This window comes from Streptomyces sp. R818 (genome assembly GCF_056172735.1).
In genome coordinates this window covers 90,967-113,917 of sequence record NZ_JAOCNE010000012.1, presented here as the reverse complement: position 1 = coordinate 113,917, position 22,951 = coordinate 90,967, and the positions used below count along the sequence as shown (strand labels likewise).

The 22,951-nt window shown below is 72.7% G+C and carries 18 protein-coding genes, 2 tRNA genes, 1 other RNA gene and 1 pseudogene; 18 read left to right on the top strand and 4 right to left on the bottom strand.

The features are described 5' to 3' along the window. Window positions 1-151: 151 nt before the first annotated feature. From N5I75_RS26905 to N5I75_RS26850, 12 genes and pseudogenes are all read left to right on the top strand, one after another. Window positions 152-1,152 (top strand): annotated as a pseudogene (locus N5I75_RS26905) (DUF2637 domain-containing protein). Beyond that, window positions 1,152-1,544 carry an RRQRL motif-containing zinc-binding protein gene (locus tag N5I75_RS26900; RefSeq protein WP_476681470.1) on the top strand — a complete coding sequence of 131 codons (393 nt, stop codon included), beginning with the start codon at window positions 1,152-1,154 and terminating at the stop codon, window positions 1,542-1,544. The pseudogene N5I75_RS26905 and the gene N5I75_RS26900 overlap by 1 nt, the downstream one beginning before the upstream one ends. Before the next feature lie 31 nt (window positions 1,545-1,575). Further along, complete coding sequence (locus N5I75_RS26895) at window positions 1,576-2,091, top strand: hypothetical protein (RefSeq protein WP_476681468.1); 516 nt, start codon at window positions 1,576-1,578, stop codon at window positions 2,089-2,091. Between the two features lie 17 nt (window positions 2,092-2,108). Beyond that, window positions 2,109-2,690 carry a plasmid transfer protein TraA gene (traA, locus tag N5I75_RS26890; RefSeq protein WP_476681466.1) on the top strand — a complete coding sequence of 194 codons (582 nt, stop codon included), beginning with the start codon at window positions 2,109-2,111 and terminating at the stop codon, window positions 2,688-2,690. Window positions 2,691-2,703: 13 nt separating this feature from the next. After that, window positions 2,704-4,803 (top strand): plasmid transfer protein TraB, encoded by a 2,100-nt coding sequence (traB, locus tag N5I75_RS26885; protein WP_476681464.1) that lies wholly within the window; start codon window positions 2,704-2,706, stop codon window positions 4,801-4,803. Window positions 4,804-4,969: 166 nt separating this feature from the next. Beyond that, on the top strand, window positions 4,970-5,419 hold the full coding sequence (locus N5I75_RS26880; protein WP_476681462.1) for a hypothetical protein: 450 nt from the start codon (window positions 4,970-4,972) through the stop codon (window positions 5,417-5,419). Window positions 5,420-5,436: 17 nt separating this feature from the next. Continuing rightward, the gene (locus N5I75_RS26875) at window positions 5,437-5,820 is read left to right on the top strand and encodes a hypothetical protein (protein WP_476681460.1); all 384 of its coding nucleotides are present in this window, start codon (window positions 5,437-5,439) and stop codon (window positions 5,818-5,820) included. A gap of 89 nt (window positions 5,821-5,909) precedes the next feature. Continuing rightward, window positions 5,910-6,986 carry a DNA cytosine methyltransferase gene (locus tag N5I75_RS26870; RefSeq protein ID WP_476681458.1) on the top strand — a complete coding sequence of 359 codons (1,077 nt, stop codon included), beginning with the start codon at window positions 5,910-5,912 and terminating at the stop codon, window positions 6,984-6,986. Beyond that, complete coding sequence (locus tag N5I75_RS26865) at window positions 6,983-7,816, top strand: bifunctional DNA primase/polymerase (protein ID WP_476681456.1); 834 nt, start codon at window positions 6,983-6,985, stop codon at window positions 7,814-7,816. Before N5I75_RS26870 ends, N5I75_RS26865 begins: the two co-directional genes overlap by 4 nt. Before the next feature lie 2 nt (window positions 7,817-7,818). Then, a complete protein-coding gene (locus N5I75_RS26860; protein ID WP_476682317.1) occupies window positions 7,819-9,294 on the top strand; it encodes an ATP-binding protein in 1,476 nt (491 codons plus the stop codon). A 467-nt stretch (window positions 9,295-9,761) separates the two neighbouring features. Then, on the top strand, window positions 9,762-9,995 hold the full coding sequence (locus N5I75_RS26855) for a helix-turn-helix domain-containing protein (RefSeq protein ID WP_476681454.1): 234 nt from the start codon (window positions 9,762-9,764) through the stop codon (window positions 9,993-9,995). Window positions 9,996-10,073: 78 nt separating this feature from the next. Continuing rightward, window positions 10,074-11,354 (top strand): tyrosine-type recombinase/integrase, encoded by a 1,281-nt coding sequence (locus tag N5I75_RS26850; RefSeq protein ID WP_476681452.1) that lies wholly within the window; start codon window positions 10,074-10,076, stop codon window positions 11,352-11,354. 62 nt (window positions 11,355-11,416) lie between these two features. On the opposite strand, the gene N5I75_RS26845 is transcribed toward N5I75_RS26850, so the two are convergent. Further along, window positions 11,417-11,504 (bottom strand) — tRNA-Ser (locus tag N5I75_RS26845). A gap of 73 nt (window positions 11,505-11,577) precedes the next feature. Between N5I75_RS26845 and ffs the strand changes: the two genes are divergently transcribed. The 6 genes from ffs (at window position 11,578) to N5I75_RS26815 (ending at window position 20,461) form a co-directional block, all read left to right on the top strand. Beyond that, an RNA gene (gene ffs / locus N5I75_RS26840) (signal recognition particle sRNA small type) lies at window positions 11,578-11,672 on the top strand. An 86-nt stretch (window positions 11,673-11,758) separates the two neighbouring features. Continuing rightward, on the top strand, window positions 11,759-14,056 hold the full coding sequence (locus N5I75_RS26835; protein ID WP_476681450.1) for a DNA polymerase III subunit gamma and tau: 2,298 nt from the start codon (window positions 11,759-11,761) through the stop codon (window positions 14,054-14,056). Window positions 14,057-14,180: 124 nt separating this feature from the next. Beyond that, window positions 14,181-15,440 (top strand): phosphoribosylamine--glycine ligase, encoded by a 1,260-nt coding sequence (gene purD, locus N5I75_RS26830; protein ID WP_476681448.1) that lies wholly within the window; start codon window positions 14,181-14,183, stop codon window positions 15,438-15,440. A gap of 462 nt (window positions 15,441-15,902) precedes the next feature. Beyond that, window positions 15,903-17,729 (top strand): hypothetical protein, encoded by a 1,827-nt coding sequence (locus tag N5I75_RS26825; protein ID WP_476681446.1) that lies wholly within the window; start codon window positions 15,903-15,905, stop codon window positions 17,727-17,729. 292 nt (window positions 17,730-18,021) lie between these two features. Next, a complete protein-coding gene (locus N5I75_RS26820; protein ID WP_476682315.1) occupies window positions 18,022-19,467 on the top strand; it encodes a N,N-dimethylformamidase beta subunit family domain-containing protein in 1,446 nt (481 codons plus the stop codon). 91 nt (window positions 19,468-19,558) lie between these two features. Next, window positions 19,559-20,461, top strand: a complete 903-nt coding sequence (locus N5I75_RS26815) for a phosphoribosylaminoimidazolesuccinocarboxamide synthase (RefSeq protein ID WP_476681444.1) — start codon at window positions 19,559-19,561, stop codon at window positions 20,459-20,461. Window positions 20,462-20,516: 55 nt separating this feature from the next. On the opposite strand, the gene N5I75_RS26810 is transcribed toward N5I75_RS26815, so the two are convergent. From N5I75_RS26810 to N5I75_RS26800, 3 genes are all read right to left on the bottom strand, one after another. Further along, window positions 20,517-20,592, bottom strand: a tRNA-Gly gene (locus tag N5I75_RS26810). Window positions 20,593-20,637: 45 nt separating this feature from the next. Further along, window positions 20,638-21,246, bottom strand: a complete 609-nt coding sequence (locus tag N5I75_RS26805; RefSeq protein ID WP_476681442.1) for a response regulator — start codon at window positions 21,244-21,246, stop codon at window positions 20,638-20,640. Window positions 21,247-21,634: 388 nt separating this feature from the next. After that, window positions 21,635-22,948, bottom strand: a complete 1,314-nt coding sequence (locus tag N5I75_RS26800; RefSeq protein WP_476682313.1) for a sensor histidine kinase — start codon at window positions 22,946-22,948, stop codon at window positions 21,635-21,637. Window positions 22,949-22,951 lie beyond the last annotated feature (3 nt).

Sequence of the window (22,951 nt, the reverse complement as noted above, 5' to 3'; positions counted from 1 at the left end):
CGCACGGAGTCCCCGAGGACGCATGGCAGGCCGGTGATGAACGGCCCGCGTCGGCGTTCACGTGGCGCTGCGAGCCGTTCCTCTACGACGCCACCTCGAACGGGTTCCGCCGCGTCTACATGCCCGCTGCGGAGCCGGTGGGGGGTGCGGCATGAACAGTGTTCAGACGCGTTCAGCCGAGCGCGCCCTGTCCGGCGGCACGTGGTTGATCGTGTGCGGGGCGATGCTCTATTCGATCCTCACCGTCACCCCGCTCATGGCCGCCCACACCGCGCCCGACTGGCGTTGGACGGCGCCGATCCTGCCGCTGGTGGTGGATGCCGCAGTGGTCATCGTGGTCAAGCTCGATGACGTGCTGGCCCGCCTGGGCGGGGACAGTGGTCGCTGGCCGCTGGCCCTGCGGTGGATGACCGGACTGATGACCTGGGCGCTGAACGTCGGGGACTCCGCCCTTGGAAAAGACCTGGTCGGAGTGGCGGTGCACTCGGTGGCGCCGCTGCTTTTGATCGTCACCGCGGAGACCAGCCTCGCCTACCGGCGTGCGCTCGCCGCCGCGCAAGCCGCCCTGGAGGCGGAGCGGAAGGCGCAGCGCGAGGAGGCCGAGCGCAGGGCCGAACAGCGTGCGGAGCGGGCCCGTGCTGCCGCGCGGGAGGAGCGCGAGCACGCCGCCGCGCTGGCCCGTGAACAGCGTGAGCATGAGGCCGCCTTGGCCCGTGAACAGGCTGAGCGGGAGGAGCGGCGGGCCCGTGAGGAGCGGGAGGCCCGGGAGCGGGCGGAGGCGGCCGAGCGGGAGGTCCGTGAACGCCGTGAACGCGAGCGTGAACAGCGTGAACACGAACGGCAACTTCGTGAACGCCAGGAGCGGGAGCGCGCCGAAGCGCAGGCCCGTGAGCACGCTGCGGCGGTTGAGCGTGAACGCCGTGAACGCGCGGAGCGCATCGAGCGTGAACGCGCCGCGCTGCTCGCTCGGGGCCGGCTGAGGTGAAGCTGGCCGAGGACGAAGCGCGCCGGACGGTCGCCGCAGCGTTCCAGGCGGGCTTGTCGGTGCGGCAGGCGGCCGAGGTGTGCGGCTGGTCGGTGGGCTGGGTGTCCTCCCGCTACGCCGAGCACCGCGGCCCGGACGCCGGCGGTCTCGCGATTGCGAGTGCGTGATGCCGACGGCCTACAGCAAGTGCTACGACCCCACCGGGGCCCGCTACGGGATACCGACCTACCCGTGGAAGTACGCGCCGGACGGCCTGGCCACCCGGCGCCAGCTGCGGGCCCGCGGGCTGCGGCCCGGCGGGCAGCCGGTCTGCGCGCAGTTGATGCTGCGTCACCGCGGCCGGAAGTCCGGCGCGCTGGTGGCCTACCTGTACCGGATCGACCTCGCGAAGCCGGTCCGTCCGATGACCTCGCGCAAGTGGGGCGCGCTCGCGCTGGCGATGCACGCCCGTTGCACCTGCCCCGTGTGCGGCGTGACCTACAGCTACTGCCTGCCGACCTCGCTCGGCATGTGCCTGCTGTGCCACGACGCCACCCCCAACGAACAGCGCGCCGCCTGAGCATCCCTCACCTGAGCTGGGAGTTTCCGTCGTGCCTTCCCGAACCTCATCGCGCCGGCGCACCGCGAAGGTGCCCGCCGGCGCCACCGTCATCAACCTGCCCCGCCAGCGCCGCACCGGCCGCGGCGGACAGCCGTTCATCGTGGTCGTGCCCACCCACCACTCCTGGAAGCAGCGCCTCGCCGCCGCGGCCGGCCGCGCGATCTGGAACCAGCGCCGCGCCCTGATCCCCACCTTCGGGGCGCTGGCCGTGCTGCCGCTGACCGCGCTGCTGCACGCGCTGGCCTGGTGGACCGGCCTGGTCCTGGCCCCGCTCGCGGCGGGCCCGCTGGTGTGGCTGCTGACCATGCAGCGCCGCCGCCCGGCCGGTGAACGCACCGTGCTCGCCTGGCGCCTCGCCCTCGCGCTGCTGAGTACCGCCGCCCTCGCCTGGACCGCGCTCGCCGCCGCCTTCGGCCCGCTCGCGGGCCCGCTGGGGGTGCTGTGGCTGCTGCTGTGGACGCTCGCGCAGACCGGCTGGCTCATCGTCCGCCACCACGCCCGCTGACCTGAGGAGAAGCAACCATGAGTACCCCTCCGCGTACCGGAGCGCGCCCGGCCGGCGGCTCTAACGGTTCGGCCAAGTCCAACAAGTTCGCCAACGCCGGCGCCGCCGCGGGCGGCTTCCTGGGCGCCATGGGCGGCTCGTTCGCCCCGCCCATCAACATCACCTACAACGCCAACGGCGGGGGAGGCGGCGGGGGCCATGGCATCCGCGCCGCCAGCGCCGGCGGCACCGGGGGCCCGCACTCGCAGGCCCTGCTGCCCGCGCCGGAGTTCACCTCCCCGGCGCAGGTCCGCAACTACTGCAACCACCTGCGGGCGGTGTGCGTGACGCTGTCCATCGAGGTCGCCATGGGCGCCGAGATCCTCAAGGGCGTGCTCTCCACCGTCCCCGACCCCGAGGGCCGACTCGGGGGTTCGCGGATGCGGGCCAACCGGGTCTCGCGCAAGCTCCGCAAGTCCGCGGACGCCGCCCGGGACGCCGCGAAGAACGCCGCCGCGACCTACGCGATGTTCCAGCAGCAGTACGAGGAAGAGATCAACCGCGTCCGGCACCGCGCCCGGCGCCCGCAGCAGCCGCAGATGAACTGGGCCCAGCAGTAAAGGAGGCAGTGTGATGGTGGAGCGCGATGCGCAGCAGCAGCTTGCCGAGCTGCTGGAGAACCAGTTGCGGGGCGGCTCGGACGGGGGCGGGGTGGGCAAGTACCTGCTGCACCGGGCCAAGCCGCACATCCCGCCGTGGCTGGGCATGGCCGGCATCGGCCTGGCCGGCACCCTCGGTCACCTGAAGTGGGCCGACAGCCCCGCCGCCGCCACCGGCCTCACCCTCACCTCGGTGGCGGTGACCGGCGGGGCCTACCTGATCGGCAAGACCACCAGCAAGCAGCGCCGCATCCACTCCGCCATCACCACCGCCTTCGGCTCCGCGTGGCTGACCGCGGCCTGCCTGGCCGGCCCGACTGCGGGGCCGATGGACGACCTGTATCTGATGGGCGGGCCCGCGGTCGCGCTGTCGTGGAACGTGCGCCAGCTCATGCGGCACAACCCCGATGGTGCCGGCGGCGGGGCCGGTGGGGATGCGGGGCTGCTGGAGAAGATCGGGCTCGCGCGGGCGCAGATCGGGGCGGCGAAGGTGGAGCCCAACCGGGTCACCGCCCCGCTCGCCCTCGCGCCCGGTGAGCAGACCAACGACGACGTGGCCAAGGCCCTCAAGCTCCTGGCCTCCGCCGCCGATCTGCCGTCCCGCGCGGTGCGCTACGTGCCCGATCCGGACTCCGAGCGGCGCGGGGAGCTGGTCATCGTCCCCGAGGACATGCTCGCCGAGACGGTGGCGTGGGCGGGGCCGTCGAACCTGGGCGGCTCGATTGCCGACCCGCTCATCATCGGCCGCTACGACGACGGCGCCCCGCTCATGCTGTGGCTGCCCGGCGACCCCGACGCCGGGCGGAACAGCACGCACGTGCTGGTGGCCGGGCAGTCCGGCTCGGGCAAGGGCGATGCCGCCCTGAACCTGCTGACCGAGATCCTGTCCCGCCGCGATGTCATCGTGTGGATGTCGGACCCGAAGATGTTCCAGGACTTCGGCGCCCTGCGCCCGGCCCTGGACTGGGCCGTCGAGGGCGGCACCGGCACCGAAATCATGGTCAAGGCCGTCGAGCACGCCATCCCGGCCCGCACCAAGTGGCTGGGGCAGCACGGCTACCGGCAGTGGTCCCCGGCCGCCGCCGGCGTCCAGAACGACCCCGACCACTCCTGCCGCCCCGGCGGCGCCTGCGGCTGCCCGGGACTGCCGTTCCTGGTCGCGTGGATGGAGGAAGCCGCCAACACCCTGCGTGCGCTCGGGGACGACGCGTTCACCGGGATCGCGCAGGAGGCCCGCTCCGCGGGCATCTCCCTGGTCGTCTCCCTGCAGCGCCCGTCGTACGACCAGATGTCCACCAGCACCCGGGCTTCCCTCCCGTCGGTGGTGGCGCTGGGCTGCGACCCGCGCGACGAGGGGTTCTCGCTGCCGGACGCGGTCATCGACCAGGGCGCCCACCCGGGCGCCTGGGCCAACCGCAAGCCCGGCTACTGCTACGTCGTCTCCCCCGGCATCGACGAGGCGCGTTATCCCTCGCCGGGGCGCACGCAGCAGTTCACCCACCGCGCCACCCCCGCCATGGAGGAACTCGCCACCTGGACGCAGGCCCACGGCGCCGCCGCGGGCCCGGTCACCGCGGGCGCCGCCACCGCGGTCGCGGGCGCGCACTACACCGGCCGCCCCGGCACCGACCCGGACGCCACGGCGTCCGGGCGGGGCCGCCACGCCGCCACCGTTCAGCCGGATCGATGGGGCACGCAGGAGGACGACATGGACGCCGCCGACTACGAGCCGCTCGTGGACGACGAGGACCTCGACATCGACCCCGAGCGCGAGTTGCCGCCGACGGAGGAGGGCGACGATCAGCCGTTCTTCGGGATGGAGAGCGGGCACAAGCCGTCCCCGGAGGAGGCCCGCCGGCTGTTCGCCGCCGCGCTCGATGAGTTCGAGCAGCGCGGGCAGATGATCGTGGGCCCGAAGGACTTCATGGACTGGTGCGACCGCAACAGCCTCTCCCGTCCGTGGGTCTCCGCCCGCCTCAAGGAAGCCGCCTTGGAGGGCCGGTTGGAGGCGACGAACACCACCGGCCGGTGGCGCATCGTCCCCGACCCCGAGCCGCTCCTGACGGCCGCCTGACACCTGACACCGCCTGACACCGTCAGACCGGTCTGACACCCAAAACCCTAGGCACACGCGCTGTCAGCAACGCGTGACACCGCCTCCTGACACCCGCTGACACCCACGCGCGCCCGCCCGTACCCCCGTGGGTGCGGGCCCACGCGCCCGGAACCGGGAGCCCTGCATGGAGTACCCCGAGCGGCCCGCCCCGGCCGTCGAAGTCCACCACCCCATCCCCCTCACCCCTCCGGTGCCCGCCCCGCTCGCGCCGGCCGCACCCCCGGTGCAATCGATCGTGCTGCCGGACGGACGGGTCGTCACCGGCTACCCCCTCGCCCCCGCGCCCGCCCCGGCCACGCTGCCGGTGCCCGCCGCGCCCGCCCCGCGCCCGGTCTCGCGGGCCGCGGTGAACATCGCGCTCACCGGGGTCGGGTTCGCCGGCGTGTGCGGCGGGCTCGCCCTCGCCGCCACCTTCATTGCCGCGCTGGCCGCGCTCGTGCATCAGCTCATGGTCTTGGCCGCGGTCATCTTCGGCGGCTACGTCGCCGCGGTCGTGTTCGGGCCCGCCCGGGGCGGCGGCACGGTCGTGAACATCGGCAAGGCCGTCATCAAGCGCAACCGCTTCTACTCCTGAACGGGGAGGCCACCGCCATGACCAGCACACCCGATCCGGTCGTCCAGCCGCAGGACGCGGCCGAAGCGATCCGTAAGTACAACCACGCCACTTACGCCACCACCACCAACCCTTTCCCGCTCCCCACCCCGGGCGACGTCTACCGGGCCGTCGCCGCGTTCAAGGCCCTGGCCGAGCGGCTGCCGCAGGCGTTCGAGCACACCGGCAACGCCCTGGAGACCCTGGCCGACGACGGGAACCTGACCGCCACCCACGGCGACGTCGAGTATCACGTCGCCGCCGCCATCGACGCGCTGAACGAGGCGGACGACCTGGCCCGCAGGCTCGCCACCGTCCTGGAATGCGCCCACAGCGCCGTGGGCGTACTCGGCATCCGCGCCCCCGACGACGCCGACTCCTAGCGACGCCAAGGGCGGCCCCCGCCTCACGCCAATGATTCCGGGGCCGCCCTTGTCATCCAGCACTTCCAACAGAACTGGAGACATCCAGCATGACGCAACGCACGGACATCCGGCGAGCCCCCACCTCGCCGCCCCGCATCGTCGGCCTGTGCGCCGGCTACGGCGGCTTGGAGGCCGCCGTGCGGGCGCAGATCGGCGGCCAGGTCGTCGCCGTCGCGGAGAACGACCCCTACGCCGCCGCCGTCCACGCCCACCACCACCCCGGCCTGCCCAACCTCGGGGACATCACCCGCGCCGACTGGCACAAGGTGCGCGACCTGTACCGGCCCACCGTGCTCAGCGCCGGTTTCCCCTGCCGCAACACCTCCAACGCCGGACGAAGGGATGGGATCAATGGCCAGTGGTCGCGGGTCTGGAAGAACGTCGCTGAGGCTGTGGGCCACCTTCGACCGCGCCTCGTCTTCCTGGAGAACGTGGCGGCGCTCCGCTCGCGGGGGCTGGACGTCGTCGCCCAAGACCTGGCCGCGCACGGGTATGACGTCCGGTGGACATGTCTACGAGCTGGTGACCCCGAAGTCGGCGCCCCGCACGAGCGCGACCGCTGGTTCGCAGTTGCCCATCCCGCTGATGCCGACCCCCACCACCTCGGACGGCACTGGCGGCCCCGGAACGTCGCCGAAGCGCAAGGGCGGACTGAACCTGCGCACCGCAGTGACCCGTCTGCCGGCACCACCGGAAACGTGATCCTGCTGCCCACCCCGGCGGCCCGGGACTGGAAGTCCGGCGCCTCCAATCTCATGGACCGCAACGCCCGCCCGCTCAACGAGTTCGTCGTCAACCGCCTCCCCTACAGCGGTGCGTGGATCTCCACCGATGGCATCGACTACGGGCCCGCGATCCGCCGGTGGGAGCACGTCACGGGCCAGGCCGCGCCCTGCCCGACCGAGCCCGGAACGCGCGGCAACCGCCGGCTGTCGCCCGCGTTCGCCGAGTGGATGATGGGCCTGCCCGTCGGCTGGGTCACCGCCGTGCCCAACACCCCGCGCAAGGAACAGCTCCGCATCATCGGCAACGGCGTCATCCCCCGCCAAGCCCGTCACGCCTACGGCCTGTTGCTCGGCACGCCCGTGGCCGGGACGCAGGACGCGTGGGGGGTGGCGGCATGAACGAGCACCTGCGCACCGCCCTGCGGCTCGCGACCGACGGCCTGCCCGTCCTGCCGCTGCGGAAGGGCAAGGTGCCCTTCGCCAACTGCCCCGCCTGCGCCCCCAACGCGTGCGGCGGGCGCCCGAACATGAAGACCCCCGGCCCCTGCACCTGCCCCGCCCCGTGCCACGGGTGGGCCGCCGCCACCACGGACCCGAGCATCCTCACATCGAAGGAGTGGGCCGCGGCCTGGCGTAGTGCGGCGGCGGTCGCCTACCACCCCGGCGGCGCCGGCCTCACGGTCGTCGATCTCGATGACGCCGCCGCCATCGCGTGGGCCCGCGAGCACCTGCCCGCCACCCGGACCGTGCCCACCACTCGCGGTGAGCACTGGCTCTACTGCGGCGCCATGGCCTCCGCCAACGGCGTGCGGCCCGGCGTGGACATCAAGTCCACCATGGCCTACGCCCGTTATCTCGGCCCCGGCACCGGCACCCTGGCCGCCCTGCCTGATGTCGTGCGGGCGCTCATTGCGGCCCGGCCCATCGCGCCCGCATCGGTCACCGTCCCGGTGCCCGCGCCGGCCGGGGGCGGGCCGTGCCGCCACCGCAGCCCCGCCTACCTGGAACGCGGCATCACCATGGCAGAGCAGCGCATCACCGCCGCCACCAGCGGCGTGCACCACACCGTCTACGCCACCTTCCTAGCCGTGCTCTCCACCCACGGGCGGTGCGGCTGCCTCACCGAGGACCACATCACGCGCCTGTTCACCGCCGCGCAGACCAAGGGCGAGACCGCCCGGCACTGCACGGACGCGTGGACCAACGCCCGCACGACGTTGGGGCTTTGAGCATGGAAGACGACGACAAGAATCCGGCGAGGAAGGTGATCGCGGACTACGCGCAAGAGCGCTTCCGCTACTTCCGCACCGCCGACGGCACCGTCTACGCCCAGAAGAAGGGCCACCCCGTGGCCCGCCCGATCCGCTCCCAGGGCACCACCGGCAGCCACCGCCAAGAACTCATGGTCGGGCTGTTCAAGGACGGGCTCGGCACGTTCAACGGCACCGCGATGAAGGAGGCACTCGACTTGATCGAAGCACTCGCCCTCACCGAACAGGTCCAGCCCGTGCACATCCGCGTCGCCCCCGGCTTCGACGGCGCCACCTGGCTCGATCTGGGCCGCACCGACGGACAGTCGGTGCGCATCCATCCCACCGGCTGGGACATCGCTGTCCCCGACCCGAGCGAGGTGTGCTGGCGGCGCACCCAGCTCACCGGGGAACTGCCCCTGCCCACCAAGGACACCAACGGCAAGGGCATCGACCTGCTGTTCCGGCTGTGCAACTTCGCCAACGCCGAAACCGAGTGCCTGGCCATGGCCTGGCTCATCGGCTGCCTGGAACCCTCCGTCCCCGTCCCCGCCCCCTTCCTCACCGGCCCCCAAGGCGCGGGCAAGTCCACCGGCGGGCGCATGCTCATCCGGATCATCGAGGGAATGAGCGGGGACCTGCGCCGCGCCCCGAAGGACGAGGACAACCTGATTGCCGCGGTCGCGGCGGGGTGGGTGACCGCGCTGGACAACCTCTCCCACATGACCCCGGACCTGTCCGACGCGATGTGCTGCATCGTCACCGGAGCCGAGAGCGTCAAGCGGGCCCTGTTCACCGACGGGGACGTCTTCCGCGCCCGCTACCGCCGCCCCCTGCTGCTGACCGGCATCGACGTGGGCGTCATCCGTCCGGACCTTGCTGAGCGGTTGCTGCCGCTGCGCCTGGAACGCCCGAAGGTACGGCGCACCGAAGCGGAGCTGTGGGCGGAGTACGCCGAAGCCCTGCCCGTCATCCTCGGCTCCCTGCTCGACCTCACCGTCAAGGTCCGCGCCGCCACCGCCGAGACACCGACCGATCTGCGCATGGCGGACTTCGCCCACCTGTGCGCCCAGCTCGATGCAGCCACCGGGCTCGGGGCGCTGCCCGCCTACCGGGCCGGGCTGGACGACCTCAACGACGACGTGATCGAGGGGGACCTGCTCGCGCAGACCGTGCTGCAATTCGCGGCCACCATGCCCGCCGGGACGCAGGAGCGGATGACCTCGGCGGAGTGGCTGCACCGCCTCACCGCCCTCTACAGCGGCGAGGACTGCCGGCCGCTGCCCAAGGGGTGGCCGACCACCGGCAAGGTGCTCTCCGACCGGCTCAAGCGGCTACAACCCACCCTTGCCGCCCGCGGCCTCCTCGTGGACTGGGGCCGCACCAAAACGGCCCGCTACATCGAGCTGTCCACCCCGGCACCCGCACCCGAAGCGCAGCAGGAAGCCGCGTTCTGAACCGCGAGGTCACCGCGAAACAGCAAGAAGAGCACCCGGTACGACGCGGCGCTGCGTGCTCCTCTTGCTGTTCGGCGCAGCGCGCCGCCCGAAGGACGTGCCGCGCAGCGGCTCCTTCTTCCCGCTCTGAGCCGCGCACAACAACAGACACCACCCCCTCTCTTTCCTAAGTAGGGAAACGCTGCGTCACCTGCGTCACCCACGCCGGAAAACGGCCCATGACCAGCAGAGAAAGCGGTGACGCAGAGCCCGACCCTCTGCGTCATCCTGCGTCACCTGCGTCACCCCCCGGTGACACAGGTGACGCGGCGGTGACGCACCCCCACCGCGCTCCGTCACCAATAACCGCAGGTCAGCAGCCTGAATGACGCAGGTGACGCGGTGACGCAGAAATCCGAACCTCGGACACAAGCGAACTCCCGACCGTCGCTACGCCCGCGACGGACAGACCCACAGGAGACCGTTCCATGAGCATCACCACCGTGGACATCGCACTGCCCCCCGAGGCTGACCGCCTGGCACCCGTCTTGCTGACCGTCGAAGAGGCTGCCCGCTGTCTCCGTATCGGGCGCACGACCTGCTACGCCCTGATCCGCACCGGACAACTGGAGTCCCTGACCATCGGCGGCCTCCGGCGCGTCCCCGCTGACGCTCCGGCTGCTTACCTCGCGCGGCGCCGCGCCGAGCAGCACGCCGCCTGACATCACCGTTCCGGAGCGCCGCCCAACTGTTGGGGGCGCTCCGGTCTGTCTACCTCGCATCAACCGGAGGGACTGCCAGTGGCAGAAGAGAAGAAGCGCACTCGCCGAGCGAACGGCGAATCGGCTATCTACCTGGGCGCAGACGGACGCTGGCACGCGCGCGTTCCCATGGGCTACAAGGACGACGGAACGCCCTACCGGCGGCACCTGACACGTCCCACGCGCAAGGATCTCGTGGACGAAGTACGGCGCCTGGAAAAGCAGCGCGACGAGGGATCGGCGCGGCAGCCGGGCAAGCCCTGGACAGTGGGGAAATGGCTCGAGCACTGGGTCGAGAACATCGCCAAGCCCGTCGTGAGCGAGAACACGTACGACGGCTACGAGGTGGCGGTCCGGGTGCACCTGGTGCCCGGCATCGGACGCCACCGCATCGACCGCCTTGAACCGGAACATCTGGAGAGCCTCTACCGCCGAATGCAGAGCGCGGGAAGCAAGGCGGCCACAGCCCACCAGGCGCACCGAACGGCCCGTACGGCTCTGGGGGAGGCGGTGCGGCGCGGCCACACGGCCAAGAACGCCGCCGCGCTCGCCAAGCCGCCCCGGATGGAAGAGGAAGAGACGGAAGTCGAGCCCTACTCGGTGGATGAGGTGCAGCGCCTCTTGCTCCAAGTGAACAAGCGCAGGAACAGTGCCCGCTGGATGCTGGCCCTGGCACTCGGGCTGCGGCAGGGGGAGACGCTCGGGCTGCGGTGGTCCGACGTGGACCTGGAGAACGAGTACCTCAAGCTGCGCCGGAATCGGCTGCGGCCGAAGTACGAGCACGGATGCGGTGAGGAAGCTCCCTGCGGGCGGAAGGCTGGCTACTGCCCGGCACGGGTGCAGGTGCGGCGCGAGACGAAGAACACGAAGTCCCGGGCCGGACGTCGCGCCGTACCGCTTCCGGGCCCTCTGGTCGCGATGCTGCGCCTCCACAGGGAGGCGCAGGCGAAGGAGCGCGCGACCGCCGGGAACCTCTGGGTCGAGTCCGACTACGTGTTCACCAAGCCGTTGGGCGGGCCGCTCAGCCCGAACACGGACTACCACGACTGGAAGCGGCTGCTGGAGGACGCCGGGGTCCGTGACGGCCGGTTGCACGACGCCCGCCACACCGCCGGCACTGTGCTGATGCTGCTCGGAGTCCCGGACAGGGTCATCGATCAGATCATGGGGTGGGAGCCGGGCGGCGCTGCTCGGATGCGGGCGCGGTATCTGCACGTGACCGACCCCATGCTGAAGGAGGCGGCGCGGAAGATCGAGCGCGCCATCTGGGGAGCGCCCGAAAACCTCGCTGTGGACAAAGACCAGGACAACGAGGCGTAGGGACAACGACGAAGGGCCCCCTGTTTCCAGGGGGCCCTTCGACATCGTGCCCGGTGAGGCACTGGCGGAGGATACGAGATTCGAACTCGTGAGGGGTTGCCCCCAACACGCTTTCCAAGCGTGCGCCCTAGGCCTCTAGGCGAATCCTCCGCGGCAAACAATACAAGACGTTGAGGAGTGCTCGCGAACTCGTTCCCCCGGGCCCGGAGCATGTACTCTTGGCGCAGCCCCTCACGTGGCGCTATCTGACTGAACTCCCCCAGGGCCGGAAGGCAGCAAGGGTAGGTTGGCTCTGGCGGGTGCGTGGGGGGCGTCTGCGTTTCCGGAGCACGGGGCGGCCCGCGTCTTCCGGGGCCCGGGTCGGGCGGGGCCTGTTGTCAGTGGGCGCCTATAACCTCGTAGGTGTGTCGTCTCTCGCGCTGTACCGCCGTTATCGCCCGGAGTCGTTCGCCGAGGTCATCGGGCAGGAACATGTAACCGACCCGTTGCAGCAGGCGCTGCGGAACAACCGGGTCAATCACGCGTACCTGTTCAGTGGTCCGCGCGGCTGCGGCAAGACGACCAGTGCGCGCATCCTGGCCCGCTGCCTGAACTGTGAGCAGGGTCCTACGCCCACGCCGTGCGGCGAGTGCCAGTCCTGCCAGGACCTCGCGCGCAACGGGCCGGGTTCGATCGACGTCATCGAGATCGACGCCGCGTCGCACGGTGGTGTGGACGACGCCCGTGACCTGCGCGAGAAGGCGTTCTTCGGGCCGGCCTCCAGTCGTTACAAGATCTACATCATCGACGAGGCCCACATGGTCACGTCGGCGGGTTTCAACGCCCTGCTCAAGGTCGTCGAGGAGCCCCCGGAGCACCTCAAGTTCATCTTCGCCACGACCGAGCCCGAGAAGGTCATCGGGACGATCCGGTCGCGTACGCATCACTACCCCTTCCGGCTCGTGCCGCCGGGGACGCTCCGCGAGTACCTGGGCGAGGTGTGCGCCAAGGAGGACAGCCGCGTCGAGGAGGGCGTGCTGCCGCTCGTCGTGCGCGCCGGGGCCGGGTCCGTGCGTGACTCGATGTCCGTCATGGACCAGCTGCTCGCCGGTGCCGGTGAGGACGGTGTGACGTATGCCATGGCGACGGCCCTGCTGGGGTACACGGACGGCTCGCTGCTCGACTCCGTCGTCGAGGCCTTCGCCACCGGGGACGGGGCTGCGGCCTTCGAGGTCGTCGACCGGGTCATCGAGGGCGGTAATGACCCGCGTCGGTTCGTCACCGATCTGCTCGAGCGACTGCGGGATCTCGTCATCCTCGCCGCCGTTCCGGACGCCGCCGAGAAGGGGCTCATCGACGCGCCCGCCGATGTCGTCGAGCGGATGCAGGCACAGGCCTCCACGTTCGGCGCCGCAGAGCTCAGCCGCGCCGCCGACCTGGTCAACGAGGGGCTGACCGAGATGCGCGGTGCCAATTCCCCGCGCCTCCAGCTGGAGCTGATCTGCGCGCGCGTGCTGCTGCCCGCCGCGTACGACGACGCCCGCTCCGTCATGGCCCGCCTCGACCGCATCGAGCGCGGCGGCGTCTTCACCCCGGGCGGGCAGGGGCCAGGTCCGGCCATGGCGTACGTTCCCGGGCCGGATGCGCACGCTCCCGTCGCGCCGGGCGGTGGGCCGGCCGCGGCCCGCGCCGCCGTACGCGGCACCGCTCCGGAGGCCCAGACCCAGGCCCAGGCCCAGGCCCAGGCGCAGGCTCCGGCCCCCGCCCAGGCCCCGGCCCAGGCCCACGCACCGGCTCCCGTCGCGGCTCAGCCCCCGGCTCCGGCTCCGGCCCCCGTGCAGGCCCCCGCTCCCGCCCAGGAACCGGCCCCCGCCCCGCCCACCGCCCCCGGCGCCTGGCCCACCGCCACCCCGGCAGGCGGCGGCGGAGCAGGAGGCGGCGCCCGCCGACCCGGCGGCTGGCCCACGGCGGCGTCCGCCGGATCCGCCCAGCCGTCCGGCCAGACGCCCACCCCGGCGGCACCCGCCCCCGCGGCGCCCGCCGCACCGCAGCAGCCCGCCCCGGCGGCGGCCGCCCCGGCCGGCGGCCTCGACCCCCGTACCCTCTGGCCGAACATCCTGGAGGCGGTGAAGAACAAGCGCCGCTTCACCTGGATCCTGCTGAGCCAGAACGCGCAGGTCAGCGGGTTCGACGGGGTCACGCTCCAGCTCGGCTTCGTCAATGCCGGCGCCCGGGACAACTTCGTGAGCAGCGGCAGCGAGGACGTTCTGCGCGCCGCCCTGACCGAGCAGTTCCACGTGAACTGGAAGGTCGAAGCGGTCGTCGACAGCGGCGGCGGCCCTCCGGCGCCCCCCGCTCCCGGCGGCTACGGCAATGGAGGCGGCGGCCAGGGCAACAGCGGCGGCTACAGCAGCGGCGGTGGCTACGGCAGCGGTGGAGGTGGCAACTTCGGTGGCGGCTACCCGCAGCCCCCCGCCCCGGCCCCGTCCCCGTCCGCAGCCCCCGCCCCGCCGACAGCAGCAGCCTCCGCGCCCGCCGCGGCCCCCGCCCCGTCCGCCCCCGCACCGACCCCGGCCCCCGCCCCGCCCCGCCCGCCGGTCTCGGTCGAGGACGACATCCCGGAGGACGACGACCCCGACCTGGACGAGAACGCGCTGTCCGGCCACGAGCTGATCGTCCGCGAACTCGGCGCGACGGTGGTCGAGGAGTTCACCAACGAGTAGCCCGCACGGCTGTCCCGCGCCGCACGTCTGCACCAGTTCCCTGTAGGAACCCACAGCCACAGCCCCGCCCCGCCTTCGGAAGCCCGTACAAGACCACCCCACCCGTACGGATAGGCTGACCGGCGTGAAGGTCCTCGTCATCGGCGGCGGCGCCCGCGAACACGCCCTGTGCCGCTCTCTGTCCCTCGACCCCGCCGTCTCCGCCCTGCACTGCGCCCCTGGCAACGCAGGCATCGCCGAGGTCGCCGAGCTGCACCCCGTCGACGCGCTCGACGGCGCCGCGGTCGCGGCCCTCGCCCAGGAGCTGGAGGCCGGGCTCGTCGTCGTGGGCCCCGAGGCCCCCCTGGTGGCGGGCGTCGCCGACGCCGTCCGGGCGGTCGGCATCCCCGTCTTCGGCCCGTCCGCCGAGGCCGCGCAGCTGGAGGGCTCGAAGGCGTTCGCGAAGGACGTCATGGCGGGCGCCGGTGTGCCGACGGCCCGCTCCTACGTCTGCACGAACCCGGCCGAGGTCGACGAGGCGCTCGACGCGTTCGGCGCCCCGTACGTCGTGAAGGACGACGGGCTCGCCGCCGGCAAGGGCGTCGTCGTCACCGAGGACGTCGAGAAGGCCCGCGCCCACGCGAACGCCTGCGAGCGCGTCGTCATCGAGGAGTTCCTCGACGGGCCCGAGGTCTCGCTCTTCGCGATCACCGACGGCACGACGGTCGTCCCGCTGCAGCCCGCGCAGGACTTCAAGCGCGCGCTCGACAACGACGAGGGCCCGAACACGGGCGGTATGGGCGCCTACTCGCCGCTCCCGTGGGCCGACCCGAAGCTGGTGCAGGAGGTCATGGACACCGTCCTGCAGCCGACGGTCGACGAGATGCGCAAGCGCGGCACCACCTTCTCGGGGCTGCTCTACGCCGGTCTGGCCATCACGAGCCGCGGCGTGCGCGTCATCGAGTTCAACGCCCGCTTCGGCGACCCCGAGACGCAGGTCGTGCTCGCCCGGCTGCGGACCCCGCTGGCCGGTGTCCTGCTCGCCGCCGCGAACGGCACGCTGGCCGACCTGGAGCCGCTGCGGTGGAGCGACGACGCGGCCGTCACCGTCGTCATCGCCTCGCACAACTATCCGGACACCCCGCGCACCGGCGACCCGATCACCGGCCTCGACGCGGTGGCCGCGCAGGACGCCCCGCACGCGTACGTCCTGCACGCGGGAACGAGGACCGACAGCGGGAACGGGCCGGTGCTGAGCGCCGGTGGCCGGGTCCTGTCCGTCACGGCGACGGGCGCCGACCTCACGCAGGCCCGCGAGCGCGCGTACACCGCGGTGGCCCGCATCGGCCTCGACGGATCGCAGCACCGTACGGACATCGCCGCCAAGGCCGCCTCGGAGAGCTGAGGGCGGCCGGGGGACCGCCCCGGACCACCCGGACGACCTGGCTTGAACGACTCGGTCCGCACACAGCTGACCGCGATCGACCGAATTCGGCCTCTTCGCATACGGCCGAAGACATTTCATGGCGTCGGGCGGGGTGTCACCCTCTCCCGTCCGGCCCCCTGATGTCAGCCACCTTTGCCCAAAGCCATTCCATCGAGTGACCGATGGCCCATCCTGCTGACGGTGGCCCGAGCCCCAACTAGGGTGCGGCGCACGGCGTTCAGACACCCCGCGAAGTGCACCCTTACGCGTCGGGAACGGTCCGGTGAACGGACAGATCCGGACGGACCACCGGCATTGCGATGTCGGTGGCGGGTGCCACAGTGGGGGAGTGAGCAACGCCACCAGCGTCCCGCCACGGGCCTCGGTCCGCGGCCGGACAAGGAGCACAGGCAGCAGGGGGTGACATCGATCGTGTCCGGTATGGGTTCCGGTATGGGTGCGGAAGCGGGTGCGCAGGCAGCGCGCTCCCGGGCCGTCGCCGTGCTGCGCATCCGCGGCAGGGCCACGGCGCTCGCGCTGCTGCCCGCGGCCGCGTCGGTGATCCTCCTCGCGGGCGGCGCCACCGGGCATCTCACGGGCGGCGGCTGGGACGCGGCGCGCCTCGTGGTGACCGTCCTCGCGGTGCTCGTGCTCCTCGTCGCGGCGGCCGTCGCGCTGGTCGTGGCGCGGGCCAGGCCCGCCCTCAGCCCGACCGTCCCGATCGCCGAGGAGACCGCCCCCGACCTGTACCGATTGGTGCGGGACCTGGCGGACCGGCTCGACGTCCCGGCGCCCTCGGCCATAGCGCTCACCCCGGACTGCGACAGCTGGCTGGAGGACCGCACCCATCCGGCCCACGGCCCGCCCAGGCCCGCCGCGGGAGGTTCCCAAGAAGGGCTCGACGCGCACGGCGACCGCCCCAAGGCCCCGACCGCGCCCGTCCTCGTCATCGGCTCCCCCTTCCTGTGGTGGATGCGCGTCGCCGAGCTGCGCGCCGTCCTCGCCCCGGTCGTCGCCGGTACGGGCCCCTCGGCGCACCCCGACATAGCGGCGGCCCGGCGCTTCGTGCGCGGTCTGGACGCGGCCGTCGCGATCGCCACCTCACCCGGGCGCGGCCCCGTCGCCCGGCTCCTGCTCGGCGGCATCGGCCGGATCGCGCGCCTGATGCTGCGGGGCTGCCGGGTGCACGCGGCCGAGATGGAGCGCGGGGTCGCCGCCGCCGGTGCCGAGCGCGCACAGGCGGTGGACTACGGGCTGCGGATCGTCGCGCAGGAGCAGGTCGGGCTCGCGTACGCGGGCTGGGACCGGCTGCTCACCCGGGTCGCGCTGCCCGCCTGGCGCATGGGCCGCTGGCCGTCCCGGCTCGACGTGGGCGTGGTCGCCGCCCTCACCGAGCTGTCCCGGCGCGACCGGCTGGCGGAAGGGTTCGCCTCCCGGCTCGGCGAGCGCCCCGCCTGCGACCTCCTCGAAGAGCCCGGCGCCGTGGACGAGGCCGCCTCGCTGCTGGCCGCCCGCCTCTTCCACGGCGGCCCCGCCGAGCCCGGCCCGGACTGGGCGCCCGTGGACTGGCAGGAGTATCCGGACGAGGTCGTGGACCGCACCTGGCGCGCGGACGCCGCCCGGCTCCACCGCGTCCTGGACACCCTGGGCGTGCGCAGCACCCGGACCGACGCGGCGAGCGCCCCCGAGGGCCCGACCCTGGCCCGCGTCCTCGACCACCTGGCGACGGAGCCAGGGGCCCGCCCGGGGCCCGGGATCCGCTCGGAAGACGGGAACCATCCGGAGCCCGGGCACAGGAACCCGCCCGGTGACGCGGCCCCGGAGACCTATACCGACGCCGAACTGGAAGCGCTGCTCGCCCCGGCCCCCCGCCCCGAGGCCGACTCCCTCTCCGCGGGGCTCAGCGCCGAGCTGGCCCGTGAGGAGAGCGCCCGCCCCGCCGCGTCCACGCCGACGAGCAAGAGCCCGGACGACGCGCTCTGGGACGAGGGCGCATTGCCGCTCTTCCCGCTCCAACCTCCGCGCGGCGGGCGGGAGTTGCTGGCTGATCATGTCACGGCTATGGTCTGCTGCGCGGCGGTGGACACGGCCGGTGCGGTCCCGGGTCTCGACTGGCTCGACGGCCCCGCGCTGCTCGTCGACGGGGAGCGCGCGGGCGACCTCGCGCCCCGTGTCCTGAGCCTGGTGGAGGACGGCGATCCGGAGCCGCTGAAGGGCTGGCTGGCCCGGCTCGGCATCCGCCCGGAGAAGCCCGTCAGGCTGGTCTGACCTCCACCTCGGCGCCGGTTCTGCCTCCGCTGAGGGCCAGGGAGCAGCCGCCCCGCCTTACCCGGAGGTAAACGTTCCACTCTCGTCAATTCACGACGAACGGTGACGTTGTGCGTGCGTAATGTGATGTGCTGGGGACCGGTCGCGGAACAACACCGCGCATCAGGGCTCGGGGGCGCGAGGGAGGGGAGCAGCCATGGGGCCGGACAGCGTGGGGCACCCGGAGGACGCGGCGGCAGACGGCGCCGCGCCGCCACCTCGCGCGCGGACGCGCCGCTGGGAGTCCGGCGCGATGGCGCACGCGGTCAGCGACCCGTTCGGGCAGGGCCCGCTGCCCTGGCTGCGCGGCAGCGAGAACTACTTCGACGACACCGGCCAGGTCGTGCCCTGGTACGTGGACACGGTCGCGCAGTCCGGCGGGGTCCCGATCCCGGCGCCGCGCAGCACCAACGGCCCGCGCACCGCCGACGACGTGCACCGGCAGATCAAAGGATTCACCTCCACCGGCGCCGCCGCTCCCGGCGAGGCGATCGACTTCCACATCACGGTCGACCCGCCGCAGCAGTTCAGCGTCGACATCTACCGCATCGGCCACTACGGCGGCGACGGCGCCCGCAAGATCACCACGAGCCCGCGCCTGTCCGGCATCGTCCAGCCCGCCCCGCTGACCGCCGACCGCACCGTCTCCTGCCACCACTGGTGGCTCTCCTGGCGCCTGCAGATCCCCTCGTACTGGAACGTGGGGGCGTACGTCGCCGTCCTCACCACCGCCGACGGCCACCGCTCGCACGTCCCGTTCACCATCCGCGACTCCCAGCCCGCCGACCTGCTCCTGCTGCTCCCGGACATCACCTGGCAGGCGTACAACCTGTACCCGGAGGACGGCCGGACGGGCGCCAGCCTCTACCACGCGTGGGACGACGAGGGCCGGCTGCTCGGCGAGAGCGAGGCCGCGGTCACGGTCTCCTTCGACCGGCCGTACGCGGGCGCGGGCCTGCCCCTGCACGTCGGCCACGCCTACGACTTCATCCGCTGGGGCGAGCGGTACGGCTACGACCTGGCCTACGCCGACACCCGTGACCTGCACGCGGGCCGCGTCGACCCGACCCGCTACCGGGGCCTGGTCTTCCCCGGGCACGACGAGTACTGGTCGGCGAACATGCGCCGCACCACCGAGCTGGCCCGCGAGTCCGGCACCTCCCTCGTCTTCCTCTCCGCCAACACCATGTACTGGCAGGTCGAGCTGGGCCCGTCGGCGTCGGGTGTGCCGGACCGGCTGCTGACCTGCCGCAAGCGGCGCGGGCCGGGGAAGGCGTCGCTCTGGCGCGAGATCGACCGGCCCGAGCAGCAACTCCTCGGCATCCAGTACGCGGGCCGTGTCCCCGAGCCGCACCCCTTGGTCGTACGGAACGCGGACCACTGGCTGTGGGAGGCGACGGGCGCGCACGAGGGCGACGAGATCGACGGCCTGGTCGCCGGTGAGGCGGATCGGTACTTCCCGCGCACGGCCCTGCCCGAGCACGAGGACCGCATCCTGCTCGCCCACTCCCCGTACCGGGACGGCGACAAGATCCGCCGCCATCAGGAGACGTCCCTGTACCGGGCGCCGTCGGGCGCGCTGGTCTTCGCGTCCGGGACGTTCGCCTGGTCCCCGGCGCTCGACCGGCCCGGCCACGTCGACCCCCGTATCCAGCGTGCGACGGCGAACCTGCTCGACCGCATCTGCAAACGGGACTGAACGCGCGGCGCCCCGCGCCACCCCTGGCCAGAACTCGTCCCCCCGTACGGGAGAATCAGAAGGCACTCGTACAGAACCACGGGGAGGAACCGTGTCCGGATTCGTCGAAAAGCCCGAGCCAGTTCAGGTGCCGGGCCTGACGCACCTCCACACCGGCAAGGTGCGGGAGCTGTACCAGAACGACGCGGGCGACCTGATCATGGTCGCCAGTGACCGCCTGTCCGCCTACGACTGGGTGCTGCCCTCGCTGATCCCGGACAAGGGCCGCGTCCTGACGCAGCTCTCGCTGTGGTGGTTCGAGCAGCTCCAGGACCTGATGCCGAACCACGTGATCTCCACGGAGCTGCCGAACGGCGCTCCCGCCGACTGGGCGGGCCGCACGCTCGTCTGCAAGTCCCTGGAGATGGTCCCGGTCGAGTGCGTCGCCCGCGGCTACCTCACCGGTTCCGGCCTGGTGGAGTACAACGAGACGCGTACGGTCTGCGGGCTCGCCCTGCCCCACGGCCTGGAGGACGGCTCGGAGCTGCCCGCGCCGATCTTCACCCCCGCCACCAAGGCCGAGGTCGGCGAGCACGACGAGAACGTCTCCTACGAGGAGGTCGCCCGGCAGGTCGGCGCGGAGACCGCCGCGCAGCTGCGCCAGTCGACCCTCGCCGTCTACAGCAAGGCCCGGGACATCGCGCGTGAGCGCGGCATCATCCTGGCCGACACGAAGTTCGAGTTCGGCTTCGACAAGGAGGGCGCGCTCGTCCTCGCCGACGAGGTGCTCACCCCGGACTCCTCGCGCTTCTGGCCGGCCGGCGAGTGGCAGCCGGGCCGCGCGCAGCCCAGCTACGACAAGCAGTTCGTGCGCGACTGGCTGACCTCGGACGCGTCCGGCTGGGACCGCAAGAGCGAGCAGCCTCCGCCGCCGCTGCCCGAGGAGGTCGTCGCGGCGACGCGCGGCAAGTACATCGAGGCGTTCGAGCTGCTGACCGGGACGCCCTGGTCGTAGCCCTCGGGAACGACGAGAGCCCCGGTCCTCGCGGACCGGGGCTCTCGGCTCGAACTGGAGCGAACGACCGGGTTCGAACCGGCGACCTCAACCTTGGCAAGGTTGCGCTCTACCAACTGAGCTACGTTCGCAAGCTCCGCTTGCGCGGTGCTCCGTGCGCCGAAGCGCGACGCCTACTATACCCAACCTCGCTCGCGGGCGATCCGCACCGCCGCGTGCCGGTTCTCGGCGCCGAGCTTCGAGACGGCCGACGACAGGTAGTTCCGTACGGTGCCCTGCGACAGCGCGGCGCGCTCGGCGATCTCCGTGACGGGGGCGCCGTCGGCCGCCAGTTCGAGCACCTCGGCCTCGCGCGCGGTCAGCGGTGAGTCCCCGGCGGAGATCGCGTCGGCCGCCAACTCCGGGTCCACGTAACGGTTCCCCGCGTGCACGGTGCGGATGATCTCGGCGAGCCGTTGTGCGCTGACCGTCTTCGGCACGAAGCCGCGCACCCCTGCCGCGAGCGCCCGCTTCAGATGCCCCGGGCGGCCGTGACTGGTCACGATCATGGTCCGGCAGCCGGGCAGCTCGGCTCGCAGCGTTGTGGCCACACTCACACCGTCGGCGCCCGGCATCTGCAGATCGAGCACGGCCACGTCCGGTGCGTGGGCCCGCGCCATGGCGAGCGCCTCGGGTCCACTGGCCGCCTCCGCGACCACGACCAGATCCTCCTCGAGCGCCAGCAACGCGGCGAGCGCGCCGCGAATCAGGTGCTCGTCATCGGCGAGCAGCACACGCAACGCCATCACACGCCCTCCCACCTGGGCCGCGCCGCGGTACCCACCATCACACGCTCTCCATCCGCACCGACCGGCCGACTCCCCCCACAGCCCTGACATGCCCCGCTGCCGCCAAGCCGCCCTCCCGCGCGCGACACACCGCGCACGCGAACGCCTCGCCCAGAGAGGAACGCCCCCTCCCGCCGAAGCCGCATCGCGGACGGGGACGCCCCCTCACGTCCTTCCCGCTGAAGCCGCATCGCGGACTGGGACTCCCCCTCGCACCCTTCCCGCTGAAGGCGCATCCCGGACGGGGACTCCCCCTCGCACCCTTCCCGCTGAAGCCGCACCGCGGACGGGGACTCCCCCTCGCACCCCTCCCGCTGAAGCCGCACCGCAGCAACCGTCACCGCCCTCACCCCTCCCCCTCCTCACGCCGCCCGCCGGACCTGGTCGCCGCCCCCGCGCCCTGCCGCTCGCGGCGCGCCGTAGTCATCGCCGCCTCCGCCTCCGCCTCCGCCGCAGGCGCTGGCACCGGCACCGTCGCCGTCAACCGGAACACCCCGTCCCGCACCACAGCCGCCTCCAGCGTCCCCTCCAGCACGGCGAGGCGCTCGCGGAGGCCGGTGAGGCCCGAGCCGCGGCCGGGGGTGCCGGGGGCGGCTGCCCCGTCGTTCTCCACCGTCAGCACGACTTCCCGCGGCCCCTTCGCCAGTTCCACCCGGCAGGTGCTCGCGTCGCCGTGCCGCAGCACGTTCGTCGTGGCCTCCCGGACGACCCAGCCGAGCGCGGACTGCACCTCGGACGGGAGCCCCGCGGCGGAACCGGTCACCGTGCAGTCGATTCCCGCCGCGCTCAACACGCCCTGTGCCCCCGCCAGTTCCGCGCTCAGATCGGCCTCGCGATAACCCCGTACGACCTCGCGGACCTCCTTCTGCGAGTCCTGGGCGATGCGCTGCACCTCGATCATCTGGGACACGGCGTCCTCGGTCCGGCCGCGCCGGGCGAGCTGCACCGCCAGTTCGCTCTTGAGGGCGACCACGGCGAGGTTGCGGCCCATGACGTCGTGCAGGTCGCGGCCGAACCGCAACCGCTCCTCGGCGACGGCGAGCCGCGCCTCGACCTCGCGGGCGTGCTCGGACTCCCACATGACGGCGAGGCTCCAGGCGCTGCACCGCGCGGTCAGCAGTTCGAGGGGGACGGTGATGGCCAGCACGATGGCCAGCCCGACGATCGTGCCGAGGCCCGCGCCCACAGCGGCGAACAGGGCCAGCGCCGCCGCGATGGCCACGCCGCTCCGCCTCAGGAACGTACGGATCGGCACGGTGAGCACGTAGGCGCAGGCGAACGGCATCGGCACGAACAGCAGGGGCAGGGCGACCATGCCGTGCTGCACGCTGTCGGTCGCGAGGAGAGCGGCGATCAGGCCGAGCGCCACCACGGTGAGCCCCGCCGCCACGCGTGTCTGCACGGGCGGTACGGGACCGCGCCCGAGGTACTGGTCGAGGGCGGCGCGCACATGGACGTGGGCGACGGCGCACTGGGCGACGTTCACCACGGCCAGCGCGACGCCCAAGGCGATCGCGGTGCCGCCGGGACGCAGCGATCCAACGAGCGCCGGAACGCTCCACGCCGCGACGTAGAACCAGTTCACCGCGCGCAGCACGAGCCGGCTCTGCCACTCCACCCGCTCGATCTTGCTGCGCTCCCGCCACCGCCGGCCCGGCATCCG

Coding starts and splice junctions, on each gene's coding strand:
- N5I75_RS26805 (WP_476681442.1), bottom strand. CDS start 21,246: ATGGCGTTGCGTGTGCTGCTCGCCGATGACGAGCACCTGATTCGCGGC.
- N5I75_RS26860 (WP_476682317.1), top strand. CDS start 7,819: ATGGAAGACGACGACAAGAATCCGGCGAGGAAGGTGATCGCGGACTAC.
- traB (WP_476681464.1), top strand. CDS start 2,704: ATGGTGGAGCGCGATGCGCAGCAGCAGCTTGCCGAGCTGCTGGAGAAC.
- traA (WP_476681466.1), top strand. CDS start 2,109: ATGAGTACCCCTCCGCGTACCGGAGCGCGCCCGGCCGGCGGCTCTAAC.
- N5I75_RS26870 (WP_476681458.1), top strand. CDS start 5,910: ATGACGCAACGCACGGACATCCGGCGAGCCCCCACCTCGCCGCCCCGC.
- N5I75_RS26820 (WP_476682315.1), top strand. CDS start 18,022: ATGGCGCACGCGGTCAGCGACCCGTTCGGGCAGGGCCCGCTGCCCTGG.
- N5I75_RS26800 (WP_476682313.1), bottom strand. CDS start 22,948: ATGCCGGGCCGGCGGTGGCGGGAGCGCAGCAAGATCGAGCGGGTGGAG.
- N5I75_RS26900 (WP_476681470.1), top strand. CDS start 1,152: ATGCCGACGGCCTACAGCAAGTGCTACGACCCCACCGGGGCCCGCTAC.
- N5I75_RS26825 (WP_476681446.1), top strand. CDS start 15,903: ATGGGTTCCGGTATGGGTGCGGAAGCGGGTGCGCAGGCAGCGCGCTCC.
- N5I75_RS26880 (WP_476681462.1), top strand. CDS start 4,970: ATGGAGTACCCCGAGCGGCCCGCCCCGGCCGTCGAAGTCCACCACCCC.
- N5I75_RS26855 (WP_476681454.1), top strand. CDS start 9,762: ATGAGCATCACCACCGTGGACATCGCACTGCCCCCCGAGGCTGACCGC.
- N5I75_RS26865 (WP_476681456.1), top strand. CDS start 6,983: ATGAACGAGCACCTGCGCACCGCCCTGCGGCTCGCGACCGACGGCCTG.
- N5I75_RS26875 (WP_476681460.1), top strand. CDS start 5,437: ATGACCAGCACACCCGATCCGGTCGTCCAGCCGCAGGACGCGGCCGAA.